The organism is Amycolatopsis magusensis, from assembly GCF_017875555.1.
Lineage (GTDB): Bacteria > Actinomycetota > Actinomycetes > Mycobacteriales > Pseudonocardiaceae > Amycolatopsis > Amycolatopsis magusensis.
On sequence record NZ_JAGGMS010000001.1, the window covers coordinates 3,883,444 to 3,903,287 of the forward strand.

A 19,844-nucleotide genomic window follows, 5' to 3' on the forward strand; every position below is an offset into this window, starting at 1 on the left:
GTCAGGCGTAGGCGCGTAGGCGGATGTGGTCTCGTAGGCCGTGTAGGTGGGCTCGCATGTTTCGTCGTAGGTCGTGGTCCAGCAGCCGGTCGTCTTCGTCGAGTTGCCGTGCCACCCGCCCGACCGGCAGCGTGCCGTCCAGTACCTCGGCCCCGGCGATCTTCAGCACCTTCCGCAGTTCCTCCTGCGCCCAGGCCGCGCCGTGCACGCCGTTGCTCGCGCCCACCACCGCCACCGGTTTGCCGTTCAGCACACCTTCGCCGTACGGTCGCGAGGCCCAGTCCAGCGCGTTCTTCAGCTGGCCCGGGATCGAGCCGTTGTACTCCGGCGTCGCGATGAGCAGTCCGGCCGCTTCCGCGATGGCCCGCCGCAGTTCGGCGACCCCGCCCGGTTCCGGGCCGTCTTCGGCGTCCTCGTCGAACGGCGGCACCAGCCCCAAACCACCCCAGCGGTGAAGCTCCATCCCGCGCGGCAGCTCGTAGCTGGCGGCGGTCAGCAGCCTGCCGTTGAACGAGCCTTCGCGCAGACTGCCCGCGATCCCCAGGATCCTGACGCTCATGGTGTCGTCCTCCCGATCAGGGCCGCTGTACCGGCCCACTGCGATCGAGAGTCGCGCTAAGGCGGGGCGGCCCGCATGAGGCGCGAGCCCTATTTCGCCACCGAACAGCCGCGCCCGCTCTAAGTCAGTCGAACAGGCCGAGTTGGGTCGCCGTGGCCGCGGCCTCCACCCGGTTCGCGACGCCGAGCTTGCCGAGGATGTTCGACACGTGCACGCTCGCCGTCTTCGCCGAGATGAACAGTTCGTCGGCGATTTCCCGGTTTGCCTTGCCCGCGGTCACCAGGCGCAGGATCTCCAGCTCACGCGGGGTCAGCCCGAGCCGGGGGTGCCCGTTGCCCGCCGCACCGGGCACCAGCTGGATCCGGGCTCGCCGCGCCAGGTCGGTGACCCGGTCGCGCAGCGGTTTCGCGCTCAACCGCTCCGTCAATCCGTGGGCTTCGCGCAGTAGTTCCGTGGCGGCCTCGCGATCACCGTCGGCGGTGATGGCGGCCGCCGCCGCGCCGAGGCAGGCGTAGGCCAGCGGCAACGGCTGCCCGAGGTCACGCCAGGCCTCGGCCGCGGCTTCCCAGTCCTTGCGGTCACCGTCGGTGTAGGCGGTGAACAGCCGGGAGAACGCCAGCTGGACCGGCCCGGTGACGGGCAGTTCCGCGGCGATCCGGCGCAGGCGCGTGAGCAGTTCGGTGCCGCGCCAGGACGGATCGTGGTCGGCGAGCCTGCTGCCGAGCACCAGCAACGGCCAGAGCAATCGGCCCGCCGAGGTCAGGTTCGGGTGCCCCAGTGCGCGTTCGAGCACGGACCGCGCTTCTCCGTACCGGCCTTGCGTGACACGCAGCTCGGTTTCCAGGCGTGCCACCAGGAACGGGTCCAGGGTGAACCGGACGTCGTCGCCGAACTGCTCGTGCGCCCGGACGAGCAGGCGCTCCGGCAGGTCGAAGTCACCCCACTGCAACGCGAGATAACCCTTGAGGCACAACAGGTGTTCGCGGAACGCAGGCGCCGGTCCGAGGTCGAGCGCCTGTTCCAGCGCGACCGTCGCCTCGTCCCACCGGCCGCCGTCGATCAGCGCGCCGGCCAGGTCGAGGCTGTGCAACGCGCCGAAAGCCCGCTGCAGCCCCGTTTTCCGCGTCACCTCCAAGCCGTCGCGGGCCTTCGCCTCCGCCGCGTCCAGCCTCCCGAAAGCCCGCAGCAGGGCGGATTCCTCGTGGATGGCACGCAGGTGCACCCGGTGCTCGCCCAGGGTTTGCGCGATCGCGCCGGCGCGTTGCAACCGCGGCAGTTGCCCGTCCAGGTCGCCGAGCCGCGCGTCGAGCAAGGCGAGCGTGATCAGGGCGGAGGCCTCCGCGGACCGTTCTCCGTTGTGGCGCGCCGATTCCAGCGCCGCGTCCGCCGCGTCACGGGCTTCGTCGGCACGCGGGATCTCCATCAGGCGCGCGGCGTAGGAGTTCAGCAGGTGACCACGGGCGGGGTGGTCGGCGGGCACCAGCCGGATCGCCTCGCGGTGGTCTTCCAGTGCGCCGGGCTGACCCAGTTGTGCCCGCAGGCGTGCGCGTTGATCGAGCAGCGCCGCCGCCCGCACCCGTTGCGCGTCCCGGTCGATCTCCGCCAGTGCCAAGGTGGCGAAGTGCTCGCCGCGGACGTTCTCCCCGGCCCGGCTCGCCGCCTCGACCGCCTGCTCCAGCACGGTCGCGTACTCGACCCCGCCCAGTTCCCGGCAGGCGTCGCCGACCAGCGGCCACAGTTCGAGGACCCGGTCGAGCATCTGCAACTGCTCGGCGTAGGCGAGCAGCCGCTGCGCTTCACCCGCCGCTCGCCAGGCCGCGCAGAGGGCGCCAGGGAGATCGCCGGCGCGGTAGAGGTGCTGGGCGAGTTCGGTGACCGACGGCGCTCCGGCGGACAGCGTGGGATCGGCCGCCATCGCCGCGGCGTAGCGCTTGTGCAGGGCCTGACGCTCGCCCGGCATCAGGTTCGACAGGGCCGCCGCGCCGATCAGCGCGTGCCGGAAGCGGTAGCCCTCACCCTTGACCACCAGCACGTTGGCGTCGACCGCGGCCCGCACGGCGGCCGACAGCGCCCGCTCGTCCAGTTCGGCCACCGCGGAAAGCAGGGCGTGGCAGACGGTCACCTCGCTGAGCCCGATCAACCCGGCCACGTAGGCGGCGTCCGGGGGCAGCCGGTCGATCCGGGACAGCAGCAGGTCTTCCAGCGACGCCGGGATCTCGCCGCCGGTGCCGTCGCAGTCGAGCAGCGCCTCGACGAACAGCGGATTCCCTTCGCTGCGCTGGTAGACCGAGCGCACCAGGTCGGGATCCGGTTCGTGGCCGAGGATGTGCCGCACCAGGTTCACCACGTCGCGCTTGCCGAGCCTGCCGAGGTCGAGCCGTTCGGCCCACGGCACCCGCGCCAGTTCGGCCAGCAGCGGCCGCAGCGGGTGCGCCCGGTTCAGTTCCTCGGACCGGTGGGTCACCACGATCATCGAGCCGGGCACCGCGCTCTGGTTGCGCACCAGGAAGTCGAGCAGGTCGCGGCTGGACCGGTCGGCCCAGTGCGCGTCCTCGATCACCAGCACCACGGGCCGCTCGACGGCGAGCTTGCCGAGCAGCGCGAGCACGCCTTCGAACAGCCGCGGGCGCGCGTCGTCGCCCAGCGGCGCGGGCCCGCGGACGCTGCCGGGCAGCAGCGGCGCCAGATCGGTCCTGTCCGGCAGCAGCCGGTCGAACCCGGCCGGATCGGCGGCGACCAGCCCGCGCAACGCGGCGACGAACGGCGCGAACGGCAGGCCTTCCGCGCCCAGTTCCACGCACCCGCCGCAGAGCACGGTCGCCTTCGCGCCCGCCCGCCCGGCGAACTCCGCCACCAGCCGGGACTTGCCGACCCCGGCCTCCCCGCCGACGAACAGGGTGGCCAGGCCCCCACCGGCCACCCGGTCGAAGGCCTCGGCCACCCTGCTCGTTTCGCCGTCGCGCCCGACCAGCACCGGGCTCACTTGGAGGCTCATTTGCCCCGAGTTTATCGCCGGACCGGGTGATCGGGCCCGGTTTCAGGCGCCGGCTCTGGTCACCACCGCGTCACCGGAGCCGGTGCGCAGCCGCGCCCGCACCGCGGCGACCTCGTCCGGCGGCGTGTCGAGTACCGGCAACTCGCTGGACACGCGCCCCGAACCGGTGGACACGTCGACCTCCGCGGTCACGCCGGAGCCCACGCCGAACCGGATCTCGCCCGAGCCGGTGTTGAACTCCAGCGAGCCGGACTTCGCCTCGGCCACGGTGAGGTCACCGCTGCCGCTGCGGGCCAGCACGTCCCCGGCCACCGAGCCGAACCAGATGTCGCCGGTGCCGGTGACCACGGTGGCCGAGCCGGCGGTGGCGGCCAGGCGCACGGCCCCGCTGCCCGAGCGGATCTGCAGGCCGTGCGTGGTCGGGCCGAGCTGGATGTCACCGGAGCCGGTGCGGATGCTGGCCGACGCCTTGGTCTCGCCGAGCGAGACCTCCCCGGTGCCGGTGGCGATGTTGGCGCGCCCGGCGGCACCGGTGACCGTCACGTCGCCGCCGCCCGTGCGGATGCCCACGTGCGAGCCGCGCGGCGCGTGCACGACCACGTGCAGCGGCACCTTGCGCAGCGGCAGCGCCTTGGGCCCACGCACGATGACCTGCTCGCCGACCTGCTCGATGCGCGACTGGCGGATCGCCTCCGCGGGCGAGCCGAGGACGTCGGTGTCGAACTGGTCGCCGAAGCGCTCGTTGACCCAGCTCAGCACCGCGGTGACCCCGTCGGCCCACGGTGCCTGCGAAGTCTGCTCCTGGCGGAGTTCGACGGTGGTCTCCTCCGTCTCGGCCAGCAGGATCTCGACGCGGCCGACGGTGATGCTGACGTCGAGTTCCACCGGCCCGGAGGTGGGGAAGTTGCCCGTGCGGACGAGGCCGTCCGGCTGTTCTGCGCTGCTCATCAGCCCTGGACCCAGCCGTGCATACGGGTGCTGCTGTTGTGCCCGCGGCGCTCTTCGCGGTCGAACGGGGTCTTGCCCTGCAGCGCGCCCTGCACCGCCTGGGAGACGAACGTGTTCAACGACACGCCCTGCGAGGCCGCTGCCCGCTCGGCCTGGTTCTTGACCTGGTCGAACAGGCGCAGGGTCATCCGGCTGATCTCGCCGCTGTCGAACGGCATCCGGTCCTGCCGGGGCTCGCGCGGCTTCTCGGCGGATTCGCTTTCGGTCTTCTTCTCGCGGGTGGTGTCACCGGTGCCGGTGACCACCACGCGCACGTCGCGGCCGTCGAGCCGGACGTCGACCAGGTAGTCGGGCTGGCCGGCGGTGACCTCGGCGGCGAGGTCGGCGAGCGCGTTCATCAGGGCCAGCCGCATGGCCGGTTCCAGGGCGGCGGCGAGCACCGCGGCGGTCTGCCGCGTCTGCTCGTCCCCGGCCGAGGCCGCGGTGGCGAGGTCCTCGCGGAGGCTGGAGATGTAGGTCGTCAGGTCCATGACACCACTGTGGCGTCATCCGTGGTGTCTTTCAAGGGAACGGCGACATCATCCGGGACATCCCCGAGGCATCCCGTAGTGGTCCGGGGGTGCCGGTTAGGCTGCCGGGGTTCGACGGGGAAGCGCGAAATCGAGGGAGCAGGCAGTGGCCGAGACGGTGTCACCGAAGGTGCAGTTGATCGCGAAGACGGAGTTCTTCCCGCCCGACGACGTGCCGTGGTCCACCGACGCCGACGGCGGGCAGGCGCTCGCCGAGTTCGCCGGCCGGGCCTGCTACCAGTCGTGGAAGAAGCCGAACCCGAAGACGGCCACCAACGCCGGGTACATCGACCACATCATCGAGGTCGGCCACCTGTCGGTGCTCGAGCACGGGTCGGTCAGCTTCTACCTGACGGGCATCTCGCGCTCGCTGACCCACGAGCTGATCCGCCACCGGCACTTCTCCTACTCGCAGCTCTCGCAGCGGTACGTGCCCGAGCGCGACGCGGCCTTCGTCGAGCCGGACGTGATCCGCGAGGACCCTGAGCTGCACAAGAAGTTCCTCGCCGCCGCGCAGGCCAGTGTGGACGCCTACACCGAGCTGCTCGCCGGGCTGGAGGACAAGTTCGCCGACGCCCCGAGCGCGACCTTGCGCCGCAAGCAGGCTCGCCAGGCCGCGCGGGCGGTGCTGCCGAACGCCACCGAGACCCGGATCGTGGTGACCGGGAACTACCGCGCCTGGCGGCACTTCATCGCCATGCGCGCCACCGAGCACGCCGACGTGGAGATCCGCGCGCTGGCCGTGGAGTGCCTGCGGCAGCTGCAGAAGGCGGCGGGGAACGTGTTCGCCGACTTCACCATCTCCAAGCTGCCCGACGGCACCGAGGTCGCGTCCAGCCCGAAGGTCCTCGAGGGCTGATCCGGTGCGCCGACTCGTCATCGACGTGCAGCCGCTGGAGTACGCGGTGGCACGGCTCGATCCGGACCAGGCCGTGCCCGCGGACCTGCTCACCCACCCCGGGCAGGTGCTGGTCTCGGTGACCAGGACCCAGCGCGAGGTCTCGATCATCTGCCCGGCGAAGTTCGCCCCGCCCGGCGCCAAGGTCGAGGCGGACTGGCGGCTGCTGTCCGTGCGCGGGCCGCTGGCGTTCACGCTGACCGGCATCATCGCCGCGCTGGCCAGCGAACTGGCCGCGGCCGGGGTGGGCCTGTTCACCCTGTCCACCTTCGAAACCGACCACGTCCTGGTGAAGTCGGACGACCTGACCAGGGCGATCGACGCGCTCCAGGCCGCGGGCCACGACGTCTCCATGTGAAGCGGGTGCGGCCTTCTCGCGGCTTTCGCGAAGAAGGTCACATTCCTGGCGCGCGACTGGGTAGTCCCGCGTCGTGCACGAGCGGGAACTGACTTACGAGCTAACTCACAAAAGCACCTTTTCGGCCGCATGTACACCGATGTTCGGCTTGCCTAAACTTCGAGTTGGAACTGCTGAACTCGGAGGTACGCCATGGCGATGACGCAATCCGCAAGCCCCCGGGTGACCCGCTTGCGGCGGGTCCGCGCGGGGACCACCCTGCTCGGCCCGGCCTTCGTCGCGGCGATCGCCTACGTCGACCCGGGCAACGTGGCCTCCAACATCAGCGCCGGTGCCCAGTTCGGCTACCTGCTGGTGTGGGTGATCGTCGCCGCCAACCTGATGGCCTGCCTGGTGCAGTTCCTCTCCGCCAAGCTCGGCCTGGTCACCGGCCTGTCCCTGCCCGAAGCGGTCCGCGAGCGCACCTCGCGCCCGACCCGGCTGGCGTACTGGGCGCAGGCCGAGCTGGTCGCCATCGCCACCGACCTGGCCGAGGTGGTCGGCGGGGCGATCGCGCTGTACCTGCTGTTCGACCTGCCGCTGCTGCTCGGCGGCGTGATCACCGGCGTGGTCTCCATGGGCCTGCTGCTGGTGCAGGACAAACGCGGCCAGCGCCCGTTCGAGCGGGTGATCACCGGCCTGCTCGCGGTGATCGCGATCGGCTTCCTGACCAGCGTGGTGGTCCAGCCGCCGTCGGTGTCCGGCACGCTCGGCGGGCTGGTGCCGCGGTTCGACGGCACGGAGAGCGTGCTGATCGCCGCGGCCATGCTCGGCGCCACGGTGATGCCGCACGCGGTCTACCTGCACTCCGGTCTCGCACGCGACCGCCACGGCCAGGTCGGCGGCGAACGGCGTGCCCGGCTGCTCAAGGCGACCAAGTACGACGTCGGCCTGGCGATGCTGCTGGCTGGCGCGGTGAACCTGTCGATGGTGCTGCTCGCGGCGACCACGCTGCGCGGCCGTGAAGGCGTCGACTCCATCGAGGGCGCGCACCTGGCGATCGGCGACGTGCTCGGCCCGGCCGTCGCGCTGCTGTTCGCCATCGGCCTGCTCGCCTCGGGCCTCGCCTCGACCTCGGTGGGCGCCTACGCGGGCGCGATGATCATGCAGGGCCTGCTGCGCAAGCGGATCCCGCTGCTGGCGCGCCGCCTGATCACCCTGGCCCCGGCGATCGTGGTGCTGGCGCTCGGCGTCGACCCGAGCCGCGCGCTGGTGGTCTCGCAGGTGGTGCTGTCCTTCGGCATCCCGTTCGCACTGGTGCCGCTGGTGCGGCTGACCAGCGACCGCGGGCTGATGGGCGCCGACGCCAACCACCGCGTCACCACCACGCTGGCCTGGCTGGTCGCCGCGGTGATCATCGCGCTGAACGTGGCGCTGCTGTACCTGACCTTCGCTTAGGCCACGGCACGATTCTTTCGCGGCTTGGGCAGGAACCGTCCGACCGTTCACACGGTCGGACTACCATCCTGGCCAAACTCGAGGGAGGCGCGCCGATCGTGACCGAGGAGACGACCCAGCGGGCCCAGGCGCCCGCGCCAGGGCCCCGTGAGATCGCCGGCAGGTACGTCCTGCTCGGCGAACTCGGCCGCGGTGGCATGGGCGTGGTGTTCCGCGCCGAGGACCGGGTCATCGGCAGGCAGGTGGCGATCAAGGAACTGCGCCTGCCCGAGGGGGCCGACGACGCGGGCGTGTTCTCCGAGCGGGTGCTGCGCGAGGTGCGCACCGGCGGCAGGCTCAACGACCCCGCCGTGGTCACCGTGTTCGACGTGGTCTCCGAAGCGGGCACCACCTACATCGTGATGGAACTGGTGGACGCACCGACGCTGTCGGACCTGGTGCGCGAGCGGGGCGCGCTGCCCGCGCAGCAGGTGGCGAGCATCGGCCTCCAGGTGCTGTCCGCGCTGCAGGCCGCGCACGAGTCCGGGATCGTGCACCGCGACGTGAAGCCCGGCAACATCATGGTCGCGCCCAACGGCCGCGTGAAGCTGACCGACTTCGGCATCGCGCAGGCCGTCGACGACCCCCGCCTGACCACCAGCGGCATGATCGTCGGCAGTCCCGCGTTCATGGCGCCCGAACGCGTTTCCGGGCAGGAGGCCGGCCCGGCCTCGGACCTGTGGTCGCTCGGCGTCACCCTGTTCTTCGCCGCCGAGGGCGTGCTCGCCTTCGAGCGCTCCAGCACCGCCGCCACCCTGCACGCGATCATGAACGAGGTCCCGTACCTGACCCGCACCCAGGGCCCGCTCGCCTCGGTGGTGATGGGGCTGCTGGTCGCCGCGCCCGAGGGCAGGCTGACCGCGCACCAGGCACACGGGCTGCTGCAGATGGCCGCCGCCGGTACCGGCCAGCACACCCCGACGTCGGTCTACAACGGACCGCCGCCGACCATGGCCGGGCCCGCGCCCACGCACTACGCCCGGCAGCAGGCGCCCGTCGTCGCGCCGCGCAAGGGCAAGCGGCCGCTGGTGGTCACCGGTGCCGCGCTGGCCGCGGTCCTGCTGCTCGCCGGTTGCTTCTTCCTCGGGAACTGGTGGGGTGCGCCCAAGACGGATTCGGCGATGCTGCCCGCGCTGACCTACGGCACCCAGGGCGACATCCAGCAGTTCGACACGCCGTCGTCCTCGCAGCGCTGCTACAACGTGCCGCTGGAACCGGGCCGGTCGATCTCGTCGAGCAACAAGGTCGAATGCGACGAGCAGCACGACTTCGAGGTCTACGCCTCGCTCGGCACGCTGGGCGGGGACAGCAGCGTCGCCGACAGCGCGCCCGCGGCGGCCTACCCGGACCCCGAGCGGCTGCGGATCTCGGTGGAAACGCGCTGCGAGCTGATTTTTCACTCGAACGTGGTGCCGGCCAATCAGCGGGCGGGGTTGCAGTACCGCGCGCTGCTGCCGACCGCGCAGGCGTGGAACGCCAAGGAGGACACCTCCGGCAACCTCGTCCGCCAGGCCTACTGCGTGCTGAGCAAGAGCGGCGGTGCCACGGCGACGGGACCGGCCGCCATCGAGGTGCGGTAGACGGAGGAGTTGCGGTCTACGGGCCGTCGCGCCGGGGATTCTGCACCAACCGGTGACCAGGCGCGGCGATCATGTCATATCGCGAGGTCGGCGCCGGGTTACCGGCCGGGAAGAGGTACCGTCGGAGCATGTCCACTCCACCTTCGGCAGCACCGGGACGGCCGTTCGGCCGCGTGCTCACCGCGATGATCACCCCGTTCGACCGCGAGGGGGCGCTGGACCTGAACCGGGCCCAGGAGATCGCGAAGCACCTGGTGGATCTGGGCAACGACGGGCTGGTGGTGAACGGCACCACCGGCGAGAGCCCGACCACCTCCGACGCGGAGAAGGCGGACCTGATCCGGGCCGTGGTCGAGGCGGTCGGCGAGCGCGCCACCGTGGTCACCGGCGCCGGCACCTACGACACCGCGCACAGCGTGGAACTGGTGCGCCAGGCCGAGAAGGCCGGTGCGCACGGCGCGCTGGTCGTCACCCCGTACTACTCGCGGCCCACCCAGGCGGGCCTGTACGCGCACTTCACCACCGTGGCCGACGCCACCGGCCTGCCGATCATGCTCTACGACATCCCGCCGCGCTCGATCGTGCCGATCGAGGTCGACACCCTGCGCCGGCTCGCCGAGCACCCGCGGATCCTCGCGGTCAAGGACGCCAAGGGCGACCTGCTGGCCGGCAGCGAGGTCATCGCGAACACCGACCTGGCCTACTACTCCGGGGACGACGGGCTGAACCTGCCGTGGCTCTCGGTCGGCGCGACCGGTGTGGTCAGCGTGGTCGGGCACGTGGTCGCCGGGCGCATCCGGGCGATGATCGAGGCCTACGAAAAGGGCGACACCTCCACCGCGCGCACCAACCACCGCGGCATGCTGCCGGTCTACCGGGCCTTCTCCCGGGTCGGCGGCGTGGTGTTCAGCAAGACCGCGCTGCGGCTGCGCGGGTACGATGCGGGCGACCCGCGGCTGCCGATCGTGCCGGCCACCGAGGAGCAGATCGCCGCGATTTCGGCGGATCTGACCCAGGCGGGCGTGCCACTGGACGCGGCCCCGGCGAGCGACTGGCATAGTTCACGGGTGGCGCACGCCGACTCCGCGGCGGCGTACGTCGCACCGACCACCCATACCAGCGTTGGGACAATTCACCGTTGAGCTCACTGTCCATCGGACCCGGCCCCACCTCGGCACCACCCGCACTCGAAGAAGGCGCGCTCCGCGTGGTCGCGCTCGGCGGCATCGGCGAAGTCGGGCGGAACATGACCGTCTTCGAGTTCGACGGCCGCCTGCTCGTCGTCGACTGCGGCGTGCTCTTCCCCGAGGACGACCAGCCGGGGGTGGACCTGATCCTGCCCGACTTCCGGGCGATCGAGGACCGGCTCGACGAGATCGAGGCGCTGGTGCTCACCCACGGGCACGAGGACCACATCGGTGCCGCGCCCTTCCTCCTGCGCCTGCGCCCGGACCTGCCGATCTACGGTTCGCGGTTCACCCTGGCGCTGCTGGCGGCCAAGTGCAAGGAGCACAAGCAGCGGCCGAAGCTGATCGAGGTCAAGGAGACCGAGCGCCGGCAGGTCGGCCCGTTCGACCTGGAGTTCTTCGCGGTCAACCACTCCATCCCGGACGCGCTGGCGGTGGCCATCCGCACCCCGGCCGGGGTGGTGCTGCACACCGGTGACATCAAGCTCGACCAGCTGCCGCTGGACGGGCGGCTGACCGACCTGGCCGGGTTCTCCCGGCTCGGCGACGAGGGCGTGGACCTGTTCTGCGTGGACTCGACCAACGCCGAGGTACCCGGGTTCGTGATGCCCGAGCGCGACATCGGCCCGGTGCTCGACGACGTGATCCGCCGCGTCGACCAGCGGGTGATCGTGGCCTGCTTCGCCAGCCACGTGCACCGCGTGCAGCAGGTGCTCGACGTGGCCGTGCAGCACGGCCGCCGGGTGGCCTTCGTCGGCCGGTCGATGGTCCGCAACATGGGCATCGCCGCCGAACTCGGCCTGCTCAACGTGCCCGACGGGCTGCTGGTCGATCTCGACCAGGCGGCGAAGCTGCCGGAGAGCAAGGTCCTGTTCGTCTCCACCGGTTCGCAGGGCGAGCCGCTGTCCGCGCTCTCGCGGATGGCGCGGGGCGAGCACCGGCAGATCTCGATCAAGGCCGGGGACACCGTGGTGCTGGCCAGCTCGATGATCCCGGGCAACGAGACCGCGGTGTTCGGCGTGGTCAACGGCCTGGTCCGGCTGGGCGCGAACGTGGTGCACCAGGGCAACGCGAAGGTGCACGTGTCCGGGCACGCCTCGGCCGGTGAGCTGCTCTACCTCTACAACGCGGTGCGCCCGAGCAACGTGATGCCGGTGCACGGCGAGTGGAAGCACCTGGTGGCCAACGGCGAACTCGCGGTCCGCACCGGCGTCGCGCCGGAGAACGTGGTGATCGCCGAGGACGGTGTGGTGGTCGACCTGGTCGACGGCCGCGCGCGGCTGAGCGGCCGGGTCGAGGTCGGGCACGTCTACGTGGACGGCCTGTCGGTCGGTGACGTGGGCGAGTCGACGTTGTCCGACCGGCTGGTCCTCGGCGAAGGCGGGTTCATCGCGATCAACGTGGCCGTGGACTCCAGCACCGGGCGCGCGGTCAGCCCGCCGACGGTGGCCGGTCGCGGGTTCTCCGACGACCCGAAGGCACTGGACGCGGTGGTGCCCCTGGTGGAGATGGAGCTGTCGCGCACCGAGGCCGAGGGCATCACCGACACGCACCGGATCGCGCAGTCGGTGCGCCGGGTGGTGGGCCGCTGGGTGGCCGACACCTACCGCCGCCGGCCGATGATCGTGCCCACGGTCATTCCCGTCTGAGCGTTTCGCGATTAATCTGGACTGACCCCCCACGGTCCAGGAGGCGCGCATGGGGCGTCATTCCGCGGTTCCGGTTCGACGACTCCGGCGGCTGCCGGTCCTGCTGACGGCCGCCGTGCTGGTGGTGGCCGGCATTTCCTGGGGTGCGGTGGTCTTCGTGCGCGCCCGCAACGGCTGCGCCGAACCGGTGACGCTGCGGGTGGTCGCCGCCGAGGAGACCGCGCCGGTGCTCACGAGGATCGCGCAGGCGCTCCCGCCGGGCACCGGCCCGGGGTGCGGCAAGGTCGAGGTGCAGAGCCGCGACTCGCTGCGCGCGGTCGAAGAGCTCGCGTTGCCCCAGGACAACGCGGCGCACGTCTGGGTGCCGGAGTCCACGCTGATGCTGCGGCGCGCGCGGGAAGCCGGGGCGGCCGAGGTGCCCGCTTCGGGCCGGTCGATCGCCAGTTCTCCGGTGGTGCTGGCGCTCGACGAGCAGACCGCGACCACGCTCGGCTGGCCCGCCAAGACGCTCACCTGGTCGGACGTGCTCGCCCCGGCCGACAGCGGCCTGCGGGTCGGCATGGCGGACCCGGCCCGTGATCCGGTCGGGGTGGCGGCGTTGTTCGCCGCGCGGGACACGGTCAAGGGGCAGCCCGATCCGGGCGCGGCCTTCGCCGAACTGCTGCGCCGGTTGTCGCCGAACACGGTCGCGGGCGCACCCGAGCTGTTCGGGCGGCTGCCGTCGGCGTCCCAGCAGGAGACGCTGACCGCGTTCCCCACCACGGAGAACTCCGTGCTACGGCACAACGTCGAACAGGGCGGCCACGGCCTGGTCGCGGTGTACGCGCCGTTGGCGCCCGCACTGGACCACCCGTTCGTGGTGCTGCCGGGGGCCGGTCCCGGTGAACGTGCCGCGGCGGACCGGTTCCTGCGGGCGATCGACGCACCGGAAGGCCTGCAGGCGCTGGCGGACGCGGGTTTCCGGACGCCCGGTGGAAAGGCGCTGCGGGACCGGTCGCAGGACGGGCGCGTGGTCTCACGCGACATGCAGCCCGCGATGATGCCGCCCGCCGACGAGGTCGACCTGATCCTGAACCAGTGGGCGGGCATCAACCTGAGCTCGCGGCTGCAGGTGCTGATCGACGTGTCGGGCTCGATGAACGCGGTGGAGCCCGCCACCGGGCGTACGCGCATGGAGCTGACGCGCGAGGCGGCCCAGCGCGCGCTGCGGTTGTTCCGGCCGACCAGCGACATCCGGGTGCTGACCTTCTCCACCAAGCTCGACGGGGACAAGGACTACCGCGAGGTGCTGCCGATGGCGCCGGTCAGCGACCAGCTCGCGCGCGGCGCGGAGGCGACGCTCGGCAGCATCCAGGCGACGCCGGACGGGCAGACCGGGTTGTACGACAGCGTGCTCGCCGCTTACCAGACCGCGCGTGCCGAATGGGAACCCGGACGGCTGAACCTGGTGGTCGTGATGACCGACGGGCGCAACGAGGATTCGCAGGGGATCAGTCGCGCGGACCTGCTCACCCAGTTGGGTGCGCTCGCCGATCCGAAGCGGCCGATCCAGCTGCTCGGCATCGGCGTCGGACCGGACATCGACGTGGCGGAGTTGCAGGAAATCACCGCCGCCACGGGTGGGCAGGCGTTCACCACACCCGATCCGGGGAAGATCAACGAAGTGTTCTACGCAGCGTTGAGCAAGCTCGCCTGCTGCGGGTGACCTGGGCGGACCCCGGTGCGCGTGCGAACGGCACGCTCTGGGAATCTAGTGCGCACACCCGATTCTTCCGTTTTCCTCCGAGGAGCTTCGCATGTTCCGCTTCCCCCGACGGCCGGTCCTGGCCGTCGCCGGTGTGACCACGGCGCTGGTGCTCGCCGGTTGTTCCGGAGAGGAGGCCGCGCCCGAGCCGGGTCCGCAGGCGCCGCCGCCCGCCGCGGTGGCCGGGCTGCAGGTGTCCGCGGAGTTCAACGAAGCCGACGTGGCCTTCGCGACCGAGATGATCCCGCACCACCAGCAGGCCGTGGACATGGCCGCGCTGGCGGTGGAGAAGTCGGGCGACGAGAAGGTCAAGGCGCTGGCGCTGAAGATCCGGGACGCGCAGGACGCGGAGATGGCGCAGCTCTCGGGCATGCTCGAGGTGTGGGGGCAGCAGCCGCCGGAGGACCCGGGCCTCGACCACGGCGGCCACTCGGGCATGGTCACCGACGCCGAGATGATGGCCCTCGAATCCGCGACCGGCGCGGAGTTCGACCGGAAGTTCGTCGAACTCATGACACGGCACCACGAAGGCGCCGTGCGAGTCGCCGACGGCGAAAAGGCGAACGGGAAGAACCCGCAGGCGAAGGACCTGGCCGGCAAGATCAGCCAGGACCAGCAAGCCGAACTGGCCGAACTGAAATCCCTGTAACTTTCCGCCGCGAATGCTATGAGTGGGGCATTACTTGCGTTCATTGCAAGTAATGCCCCACTCATAGCATTCGGCTGGGTTCCCCGTCAGGCGGGAGCGGCGCCGCCGGTGGGTTTGCCGGGGGAGTTCAGCTGGACGATCAGGGCACCACCCAGCAGGACGGCGGCGCCCAGCAGTTGTACCCAGGTGAGGGCCTCGCCCAGCAGGACCCACGCCAGACCCGCGGCCAGCAGCGGTTCGCACAGGCCCAGCACGCTCGCCACCGGGGCGGGCAGGTGTCGTAGCGAGGAAATCCCTGCCAGGTAAGCGAAAACGGTCGACAGCAGCACCAGAGCGGCCAGCAGCAACCAGATCGGCGGCTGCCAGGGGCCGAAGTCGGCGGGTGCCGACAGCAGCGATACCGGGATGGTCCAGGGCGGCGCCACCACGCACACCGCCACCGCGCCGACGATCATGCCCCACGTGACCAGCCCCAGCGGGTGCCGGTCGGCCACCGCCCGCTCGCCGATCAGGAAGTACCCCGCCGAGCAGATCGCCGCGCCGACGCCGGCGAGCAGGCCGAAGGCGTCCAGCCGCAGACCTTCCCAGGCCTGCGCGACCATGGCCAGCCCGAGCATCGCCAGCGCGATCCCGCCCCACATCACCCCGGGCAGCCGCACCCGCCGCACGAAGCGGACCCACAGCGCGATCAGCACCGGCGAGGTGAACTCCAGCAGGATCGCGATGCCCACCGGGATCCGGCTCGCCGAGATGAAATAACACAGCTGCACCCCGGCCACGCCGAGCAGGCCGTACCCCAGCAGCAGCGGCCAGTCCGACCTCCGGACACGCAGCAGTGACGGCCGCGCGATCCCCACGCCGATGGCCAGCACCAGCGCGGCCAGGCCGATCCGCGCCGCGGCCACCTGCTCGGGACTCAGCCCGGCCAGCATCACCGGTTTGCCCAGCGCGCCGGAGCTGCTGAAGAACAGGGCCGCGACCAGGATCAGCACCGTGCCGCGGCCCCGGTGGACGACCAGCGTGCGCGCCGGGACCTCGGTGACCATGGACCGCACGATACGGCCGGGCACCGACCATCCGGAACCCGTATTCCGTAACTACTTAAATCCGATAGCCGGTTACGGCTTCCACGGGCTGACCGTGTCGGTCGGCCGGGTGGGGTCGTGGAACCGCGGGACGTCCAGTTCACCGCGGCGCAGCGGCACCAGGCCCTCGGTGATCGCGCGCATGATCTTGGCGTGCGCGCGCACCCCGGCCCCCGGCCGCTCCGGCTCGATGTCGGCCAGGTCGACCGGCTCGCCGAAGTGCACCCGGAACACCGGCCGCCGCAGCGGCGCGGTCAGCCCCGACTTCGCCAGCGGCAGGATGTCGGCCGGCCCGTTGACCGTCTCGGTGCCCCAGTAGACCGCCTCGTGCGCACCCCACTGGCTGATCGGCACCACCGGCACACCCGAGGCGATCGCCAGCCGCGCCGCGCCGGACTTGCCGCGCTCGGGCCACAGACCGGGGTCGTGGCTGATCCGGCCCTCCGGGTAGACGATGATCGGCGCCCGCGTGGTGCGCATGGCGTCGACCGCCGCGCCGAACTGCGACACCGCCGAGTCGGACTTGCCGCGGTCCACGCGCAGGTGCCCGCTGGCCTTGAGCGCCGGGCCGATCACCGGGGCGTCGAGGATGCCGCCCGCCAGCATGAACCGGGGGGCGATGCCGATCTTGCGGCAGGCCGCCATCAGCACGAAGGGGTCGAACACGCCGATGTGGTTGGCGGCCATCAGCAGCGGCCGGTCCCGCAGCCCGCTGGGCACCTGACCGGTGATCCGCAGCCTGCCGACCAGGTTGACCAGGCGGTGGTCGATCGCGAGCATCGTGCGCCAGATGGCCGGCGTGGGGACGCGCCGGCGCCCGTTCTCGTCGCGGTGGAGAGCGAACATGCGCCAGAGCATGTCACGAGCGGTGATTCACCCGGTTTGGGGACCGGCCGAGCGGTAACGTGAGAATTGTTCCCGGTGTGCTGCGAGTGGCAGATGTGACGGGACGGGACCGAGGGTTACCGTGGAGCCCATGGCAGGTGGCTCGGCAACCAAGGGACCAACCAAGGGACGTGGTGGAAAGGCGCCCGCTCGGAGCACACGCGGCGGGAGCCGCCCGCGCGCGGCGGCGGCCAAGCGGCCGCCCGCGCGCAAACCGGCGCCGCGCCGCAAGTCCGGTGGCGGGTTCGGCCGGGCCGTGCGCGGTGGGTGGAACCTGCTGGCCAAGGGCGTCGGCTCGCTGGCCAGGACCGTGGGCCGGGGCCGTGACCTGGAGCCGGAGCACCGCCGGGACGGGCTCGCGCTCGGGCTGATCGGGCTGGCGATCGTGGTCGCGGTCGGGGTCTGGTGGCAGGCCGCCGGCCCGGTCGGCGGCTGGGTGCAGATCGGCACGCGCACGGTGTTCGGCGCCGGTTCGGTGACCCTGCCGCTGGTGCTCATCGTGGCCGCGGTGGCGCTGATGCGCTCGGAACCGCAGCCGGACACGCGGCCGCGCCGGGTGATCGGCGCGCTGCTGATGATCTTCGCCGTGCTCGGCCTGCTGCACCTGTTCGCCGGGCTGCCCGCGGACAACGCCGACCGGATGTACGCCGGTGGGTTCCTCGGCTACGCCTCCGGCGGCCTGCTCGCCGCCGGGGTGACCACCTGGGTGGCGGCGCCGCTGCTGGCGCTCGCGCTGGGTTTCGGGGTGCTGGTGTTCACCGGCACCCCGGTCCGCGACATCCCGCAGCGGCTGCGCGAGTGGGGCATGGACCCCGACGAACTCGAAGAGGAGCAAGCGCGCCAGGAGGCCAGGGCCGAGCGCAAGGCGCGTGAAGCGGACGTCACCGAGGCGGACACGAAGACCGTCCGGCTGCGCAAGCCCTCGCGCCGCCGTCAGGCCAAGGCCGCCGAGGACCAGGACGACCAGCTCGAACTGCCGGTGGAGCCGGGGCCGCTGCCCACTCCGCCGAAGGTCAAGGCCGCCGAGGTACCGGAGAAGAAGCCGCGCAAGCAGCCCGCCGCCGAGGCGCCGATGACGGTGACCCGCACGGTGGAGGGCGACTACAAGCTCCCGTCGGCGGACCTGCTCACCCTCGGCGACGCGCCGAAGTCACGCAGCAAGGCCAACGACGTGATGATCGAGTCGATCTCCGGCGTGCTCGAGCAGTTCAACGTCGACGCCCAGGTCACCGGCTTCACCCGTGGGCCGACGGTGACCCGCTACGAGGTCGAGCTGGGCCCCGGCGTGAAGGTCGAGAAGATCACCGCGCTGACCAAGAACATCGCCTACGCCGCGGCCACCGACAACGTGCGGCTGCTGGCGCCGATCCCGGGCAAGTCCGCGGTCGGCATCGAGGTGCCCAACTCCGACCGCGAGATGGTGCGCCTCGGGGACGTGCTGCGCTCGCCGAAGGCCGCCAAGGACAACCACCCGATGGTGATCGGGCTGGGCAAGGACATCGAGGGCCACTTCGTCACCGCGAACCTGACGAAGATGCCGCACCTGCTGGTGGCCGGGTCCACCGGTTCCGGTAAGTCCAGCTTCGTCAACTCGATGCTGGTCTCGCTGCTGGCGCGGGCCACGCCGGACGAGTGCCGGATGATCCTGATCGACCCGAAGATGGTCGAGCTGACCCCGTACGAGGGCATCCCGCACCTGATCACGCCCATCATCACCCAGCCGAAGAAGGCCGCCGCCGCGCTGGCCTGGCTGGTGGAGGAGATGGAGCAGCGCTACCAGGACATGCAGGCCAACCGGGTCCGCCACATCGACGACTTCAACACGAAGGTGCGCTCGGGCGAGATCACCGCGCCGCCGGGCAGCGAACGGGTCTACACGCCGTACCCGTACATCATGGCCATCGTCGACGAGCTGGCCGACCTGATGATGACCGCGCCGCGCGACGTCGAGGACGCGATCGTGCGGATCACGCAGAAGGCCCGAGCCGCCGGCATCCACCTGGTGCTGGCCACGCAGCGGCCGTCGGTGGACGTGGTGACCGGCCTGATCAAGACCAACGTGCCCTCGCGGCTGGCCTTCGCCACCTCTTCGCTGACCGACTCGCGGGTCATCCTCGACCAGCCGGGCGCGGAGAAGCTGATCGGCATGGGTGACGCGCTGTACCTGCCGATGGGCGCCGGGAAGCCGGTGCGCGTGCAGGGCGCGTTCGTCGGCGACGACGAGATTTCGGCGATCGTGAACTTCGCCAAGGAGCAGGCGCAGCCGGACTACCAGGACGGCGTCACCGCGGCGAAGGCCGGCGAGGCCAAGGAGATCGACCCGGACATCGGCGACGACCTCGACGTGCTGCTGCAGGCGGCCGAACTCGTGGTCACCTCGCAGTTCGGCTCGACCTCGATGCTGCAGCGCAAGCTCCGCGTCGGTTTCGCCAAGGCGGGCAGGCTGATGGACCTGCTGGAGTCGCGTGGCGTGGTCGGCCCGTCCGAGGGTTCGAAGGCGCGTGACGTGCTGATCAAGCCGGAGGAACTGGAGTCGGTGCTGTACCTCATCCGCGGCGGCGGGCCTGCCGACGCGGACGAGTAGTCAGAGCGGACTGCCCCAGCTGTCCTGGTAGGTCAGTTCCTCGGGCGGGGTGCGGGGCGCGGGCTTGAAGTCGGTCGCCGTGGTGTAGGCGACGGGCAGCAGGCCGACCTGCGTGACGTCGGCCGGGATGCCCAGGATCTCCGCGGCTTCGGCCTCGCGTTCGAGGTGGTAGCTGGTCAGCGTGGAGCCCAGGCCGCGGGCCCGCAGCGCCAGCTGGAAGCTCCAGACCGCCGGGAAGATGCCGCCGTAGAAGACCGAGAGCGCGTCGTTGCCGCCGTGCGGGCGGCCCAGCAGGCACGGGACGACCAGCACCGGGACGCGCTCGATGATGTCGACCAGGTGCCGTGCCGAGGCGAGCGTGCGTGCCCGCTGGGGGCTGTCCGCGACCTTCGCGTCCAGGTACGCCGTGCCGACTTCGCGGAAGAGCGCGCCGAGCCGGTTGCGGCGCTCCTGGTCGCGGACCACCAGCCAGCGCCACTGCTGCGTGGCGCCCGCGGTCGGGGCCTGCACCGCCAGCCGCAGGCAGTCCAGGAGCACCTCGCGCTCCACCGGCCGGTCCAGGTCGAGCTTCCGGCGTACGGCGCGGGTGGTGCCGAGCAGGTGATCGGTGACCTCGAGATCCATGCCTACCCCCAGGACGGGTCGTCAGTGCCCAGAGCTTAGGCACTCACGACCCGC

At 71.5% G+C, this 19,844-nt stretch carries 16 protein-coding genes; 9 read left to right on the forward strand and 7 right to left on the reverse strand.

What is annotated here, in order from left to right; all coding sequences use genetic code 11:
* Position 1: 1 nt before the first annotated feature.
* From JOM49_RS17310 to JOM49_RS17325, 4 genes are all read right to left on the reverse strand, one after another.
* Positions 2-559 carry an NADPH-dependent FMN reductase gene (locus JOM49_RS17310; RefSeq protein WP_209665309.1) on the reverse strand — a complete coding sequence of 186 codons (558 nt, stop codon included), beginning with the start codon at positions 557-559 and terminating at the stop codon, positions 2-4.
* A gap of 124 nt (positions 560-683) precedes the next feature.
* Positions 684-3,554, reverse strand: a complete 2,871-nt coding sequence (locus JOM49_RS43730; protein WP_209665310.1) for a helix-turn-helix transcriptional regulator — start codon at positions 3,552-3,554, stop codon at positions 684-686.
* Positions 3,555-3,596: 42 nt separating this feature from the next.
* A complete protein-coding gene (locus JOM49_RS17320) occupies positions 3,597-4,502 on the reverse strand; it encodes a DUF4097 family beta strand repeat-containing protein (RefSeq protein WP_209665311.1) in 906 nt (301 codons plus the stop codon).
* Positions 4,502-5,032 (reverse strand): toxin-antitoxin system HicB family antitoxin, encoded by a 531-nt coding sequence (locus JOM49_RS17325; RefSeq protein ID WP_209665312.1) that lies wholly within the window; start codon positions 5,030-5,032, stop codon positions 4,502-4,504. Before JOM49_RS17325 ends, JOM49_RS17320 begins: the two co-directional genes overlap by 1 nt.
* Positions 5,033-5,177: 145 nt before the next feature.
* Here JOM49_RS17325 and thyX point away from each other — a divergent pair, with 145 nt between their 5' ends.
* The 8 genes from thyX (at position 5,178) to JOM49_RS17365 (ending at position 14,612) form a co-directional block, all read left to right on the forward strand.
* Positions 5,178-5,930, forward strand: coding sequence for an FAD-dependent thymidylate synthase (thyX, locus tag JOM49_RS17330; protein WP_209665313.1), 753 nt, complete (start codon positions 5,178-5,180; stop codon positions 5,928-5,930).
* Positions 5,931-5,934: 4 nt separating this feature from the next.
* Positions 5,935-6,327 (forward strand): ACT domain-containing protein, encoded by a 393-nt coding sequence (locus JOM49_RS17335; RefSeq protein ID WP_209665314.1) that lies wholly within the window; start codon positions 5,935-5,937, stop codon positions 6,325-6,327.
* Positions 6,328-6,525: 198 nt separating this feature from the next.
* Positions 6,526-7,764 (forward strand): Nramp family divalent metal transporter, encoded by a 1,239-nt coding sequence (locus JOM49_RS17340; RefSeq protein WP_372444024.1) that lies wholly within the window; start codon positions 6,526-6,528, stop codon positions 7,762-7,764.
* Positions 7,765-7,862: 98 nt separating this feature from the next.
* Entirely contained in the window at positions 7,863-9,383 is a 1,521-nt protein-coding gene (locus JOM49_RS17345; RefSeq protein ID WP_209665316.1) for a serine/threonine-protein kinase, read from the forward strand.
* 128 nt (positions 9,384-9,511) lie between these two features.
* Entirely contained in the window at positions 9,512-10,525 is a 1,014-nt protein-coding gene (dapA, locus tag JOM49_RS17350) for a 4-hydroxy-tetrahydrodipicolinate synthase (RefSeq protein ID WP_209665317.1), read from the forward strand.
* 5 nt (positions 10,526-10,530) lie between these two features.
* Entirely contained in the window at positions 10,531-12,219 is a 1,689-nt protein-coding gene (locus JOM49_RS17355; protein WP_281068426.1) for a ribonuclease J, read from the forward strand.
* Between the two features lie 49 nt (positions 12,220-12,268).
* Positions 12,269-13,924: a substrate-binding and VWA domain-containing protein gene (locus tag JOM49_RS17360; protein WP_209665319.1), complete on the forward strand. Its 1,656-nt coding sequence runs from the start codon at positions 12,269-12,271 to the stop codon at positions 13,922-13,924.
* Positions 13,925-14,015: 91 nt separating this feature from the next.
* Positions 14,016-14,612: a DUF305 domain-containing protein gene (locus JOM49_RS17365; RefSeq protein WP_209665320.1), complete on the forward strand. Its 597-nt coding sequence runs from the start codon at positions 14,016-14,018 to the stop codon at positions 14,610-14,612.
* 86 nt (positions 14,613-14,698) lie between these two features.
* Here JOM49_RS17365 and JOM49_RS17370 read toward each other — a convergent pair whose 3' ends face one another.
* Together JOM49_RS17370 and JOM49_RS17375 are read right to left on the reverse strand one after the other, a co-directional pair.
* On the reverse strand, positions 14,699-15,658 hold the full coding sequence (locus JOM49_RS17370; RefSeq protein WP_209665321.1) for an EamA family transporter: 960 nt from the start codon (positions 15,656-15,658) through the stop codon (positions 14,699-14,701).
* A gap of 72 nt (positions 15,659-15,730) precedes the next feature.
* Complete coding sequence (locus JOM49_RS17375; RefSeq protein WP_209665322.1) at positions 15,731-16,543, reverse strand: lysophospholipid acyltransferase family protein; 813 nt, start codon at positions 16,541-16,543, stop codon at positions 15,731-15,733.
* A gap of 130 nt (positions 16,544-16,673) precedes the next feature.
* Between JOM49_RS17375 and JOM49_RS17380 the strand changes: the two genes are divergently transcribed.
* Complete coding sequence (locus JOM49_RS17380) at positions 16,674-19,166, forward strand: FtsK/SpoIIIE family DNA translocase (RefSeq protein WP_209665323.1); 2,493 nt, start codon at positions 16,674-16,676, stop codon at positions 19,164-19,166.
* On the opposite strand, the gene JOM49_RS17385 is transcribed toward JOM49_RS17380, so the two are convergent.
* On the reverse strand, positions 19,167-19,790 hold the full coding sequence (locus JOM49_RS17385; RefSeq protein ID WP_209665324.1) for a nitroreductase family protein: 624 nt from the start codon (positions 19,788-19,790) through the stop codon (positions 19,167-19,169).
* Positions 19,791-19,844 lie beyond the last annotated feature (54 nt).

Excerpts from the sequence above, each read along its gene's own strand:
- JOM49_RS17375 (WP_209665322.1), bottom strand. The coding sequence starts at position 16,543 with ATGTTCGCTCTCCACCGCGACGAGAACGGGCGCCGGCGCGTCCCCACG.
- JOM49_RS17365 (WP_209665320.1), top strand. The coding sequence starts at position 14,016 with ATGTTCCGCTTCCCCCGACGGCCGGTCCTGGCCGTCGCCGGTGTGACC.
- JOM49_RS17360 (WP_209665319.1), top strand. The coding sequence starts at position 12,269 with ATGGGGCGTCATTCCGCGGTTCCGGTTCGACGACTCCGGCGGCTGCCG.
- JOM49_RS17320 (WP_209665311.1), bottom strand. The coding sequence starts at position 4,502 with ATGAGCAGCGCAGAACAGCCGGACGGCCTCGTCCGCACGGGCAACTTC.
- JOM49_RS17310 (WP_209665309.1), bottom strand. The coding sequence starts at position 559 with ATGAGCGTCAGGATCCTGGGGATCGCGGGCAGTCTGCGCGAAGGCTCG.
- JOM49_RS17325 (WP_209665312.1), bottom strand. The coding sequence starts at position 5,032 with ATGGACCTGACGACCTACATCTCCAGCCTCCGCGAGGACCTCGCCACC.
- dapA (WP_209665317.1), top strand. The coding sequence starts at position 9,512 with ATGTCCACTCCACCTTCGGCAGCACCGGGACGGCCGTTCGGCCGCGTG.
- JOM49_RS17380 (WP_209665323.1), top strand. The coding sequence starts at position 16,674 with ATGGCAGGTGGCTCGGCAACCAAGGGACCAACCAAGGGACGTGGTGGA.
- JOM49_RS17385 (WP_209665324.1), bottom strand. The coding sequence starts at position 19,790 with ATGGATCTCGAGGTCACCGATCACCTGCTCGGCACCACCCGCGCCGTA.
- JOM49_RS17340 (WP_372444024.1), top strand. The coding sequence starts at position 6,526 with ATGACGCAATCCGCAAGCCCCCGGGTGACCCGCTTGCGGCGGGTCCGC.
- JOM49_RS43730 (WP_209665310.1), bottom strand. The coding sequence starts at position 3,554 with ATGAGCCTCCAAGTGAGCCCGGTGCTGGTCGGGCGCGACGGCGAAACG.
- JOM49_RS17370 (WP_209665321.1), bottom strand. The coding sequence starts at position 15,658 with ATGGTCACCGAGGTCCCGGCGCGCACGCTGGTCGTCCACCGGGGCCGC.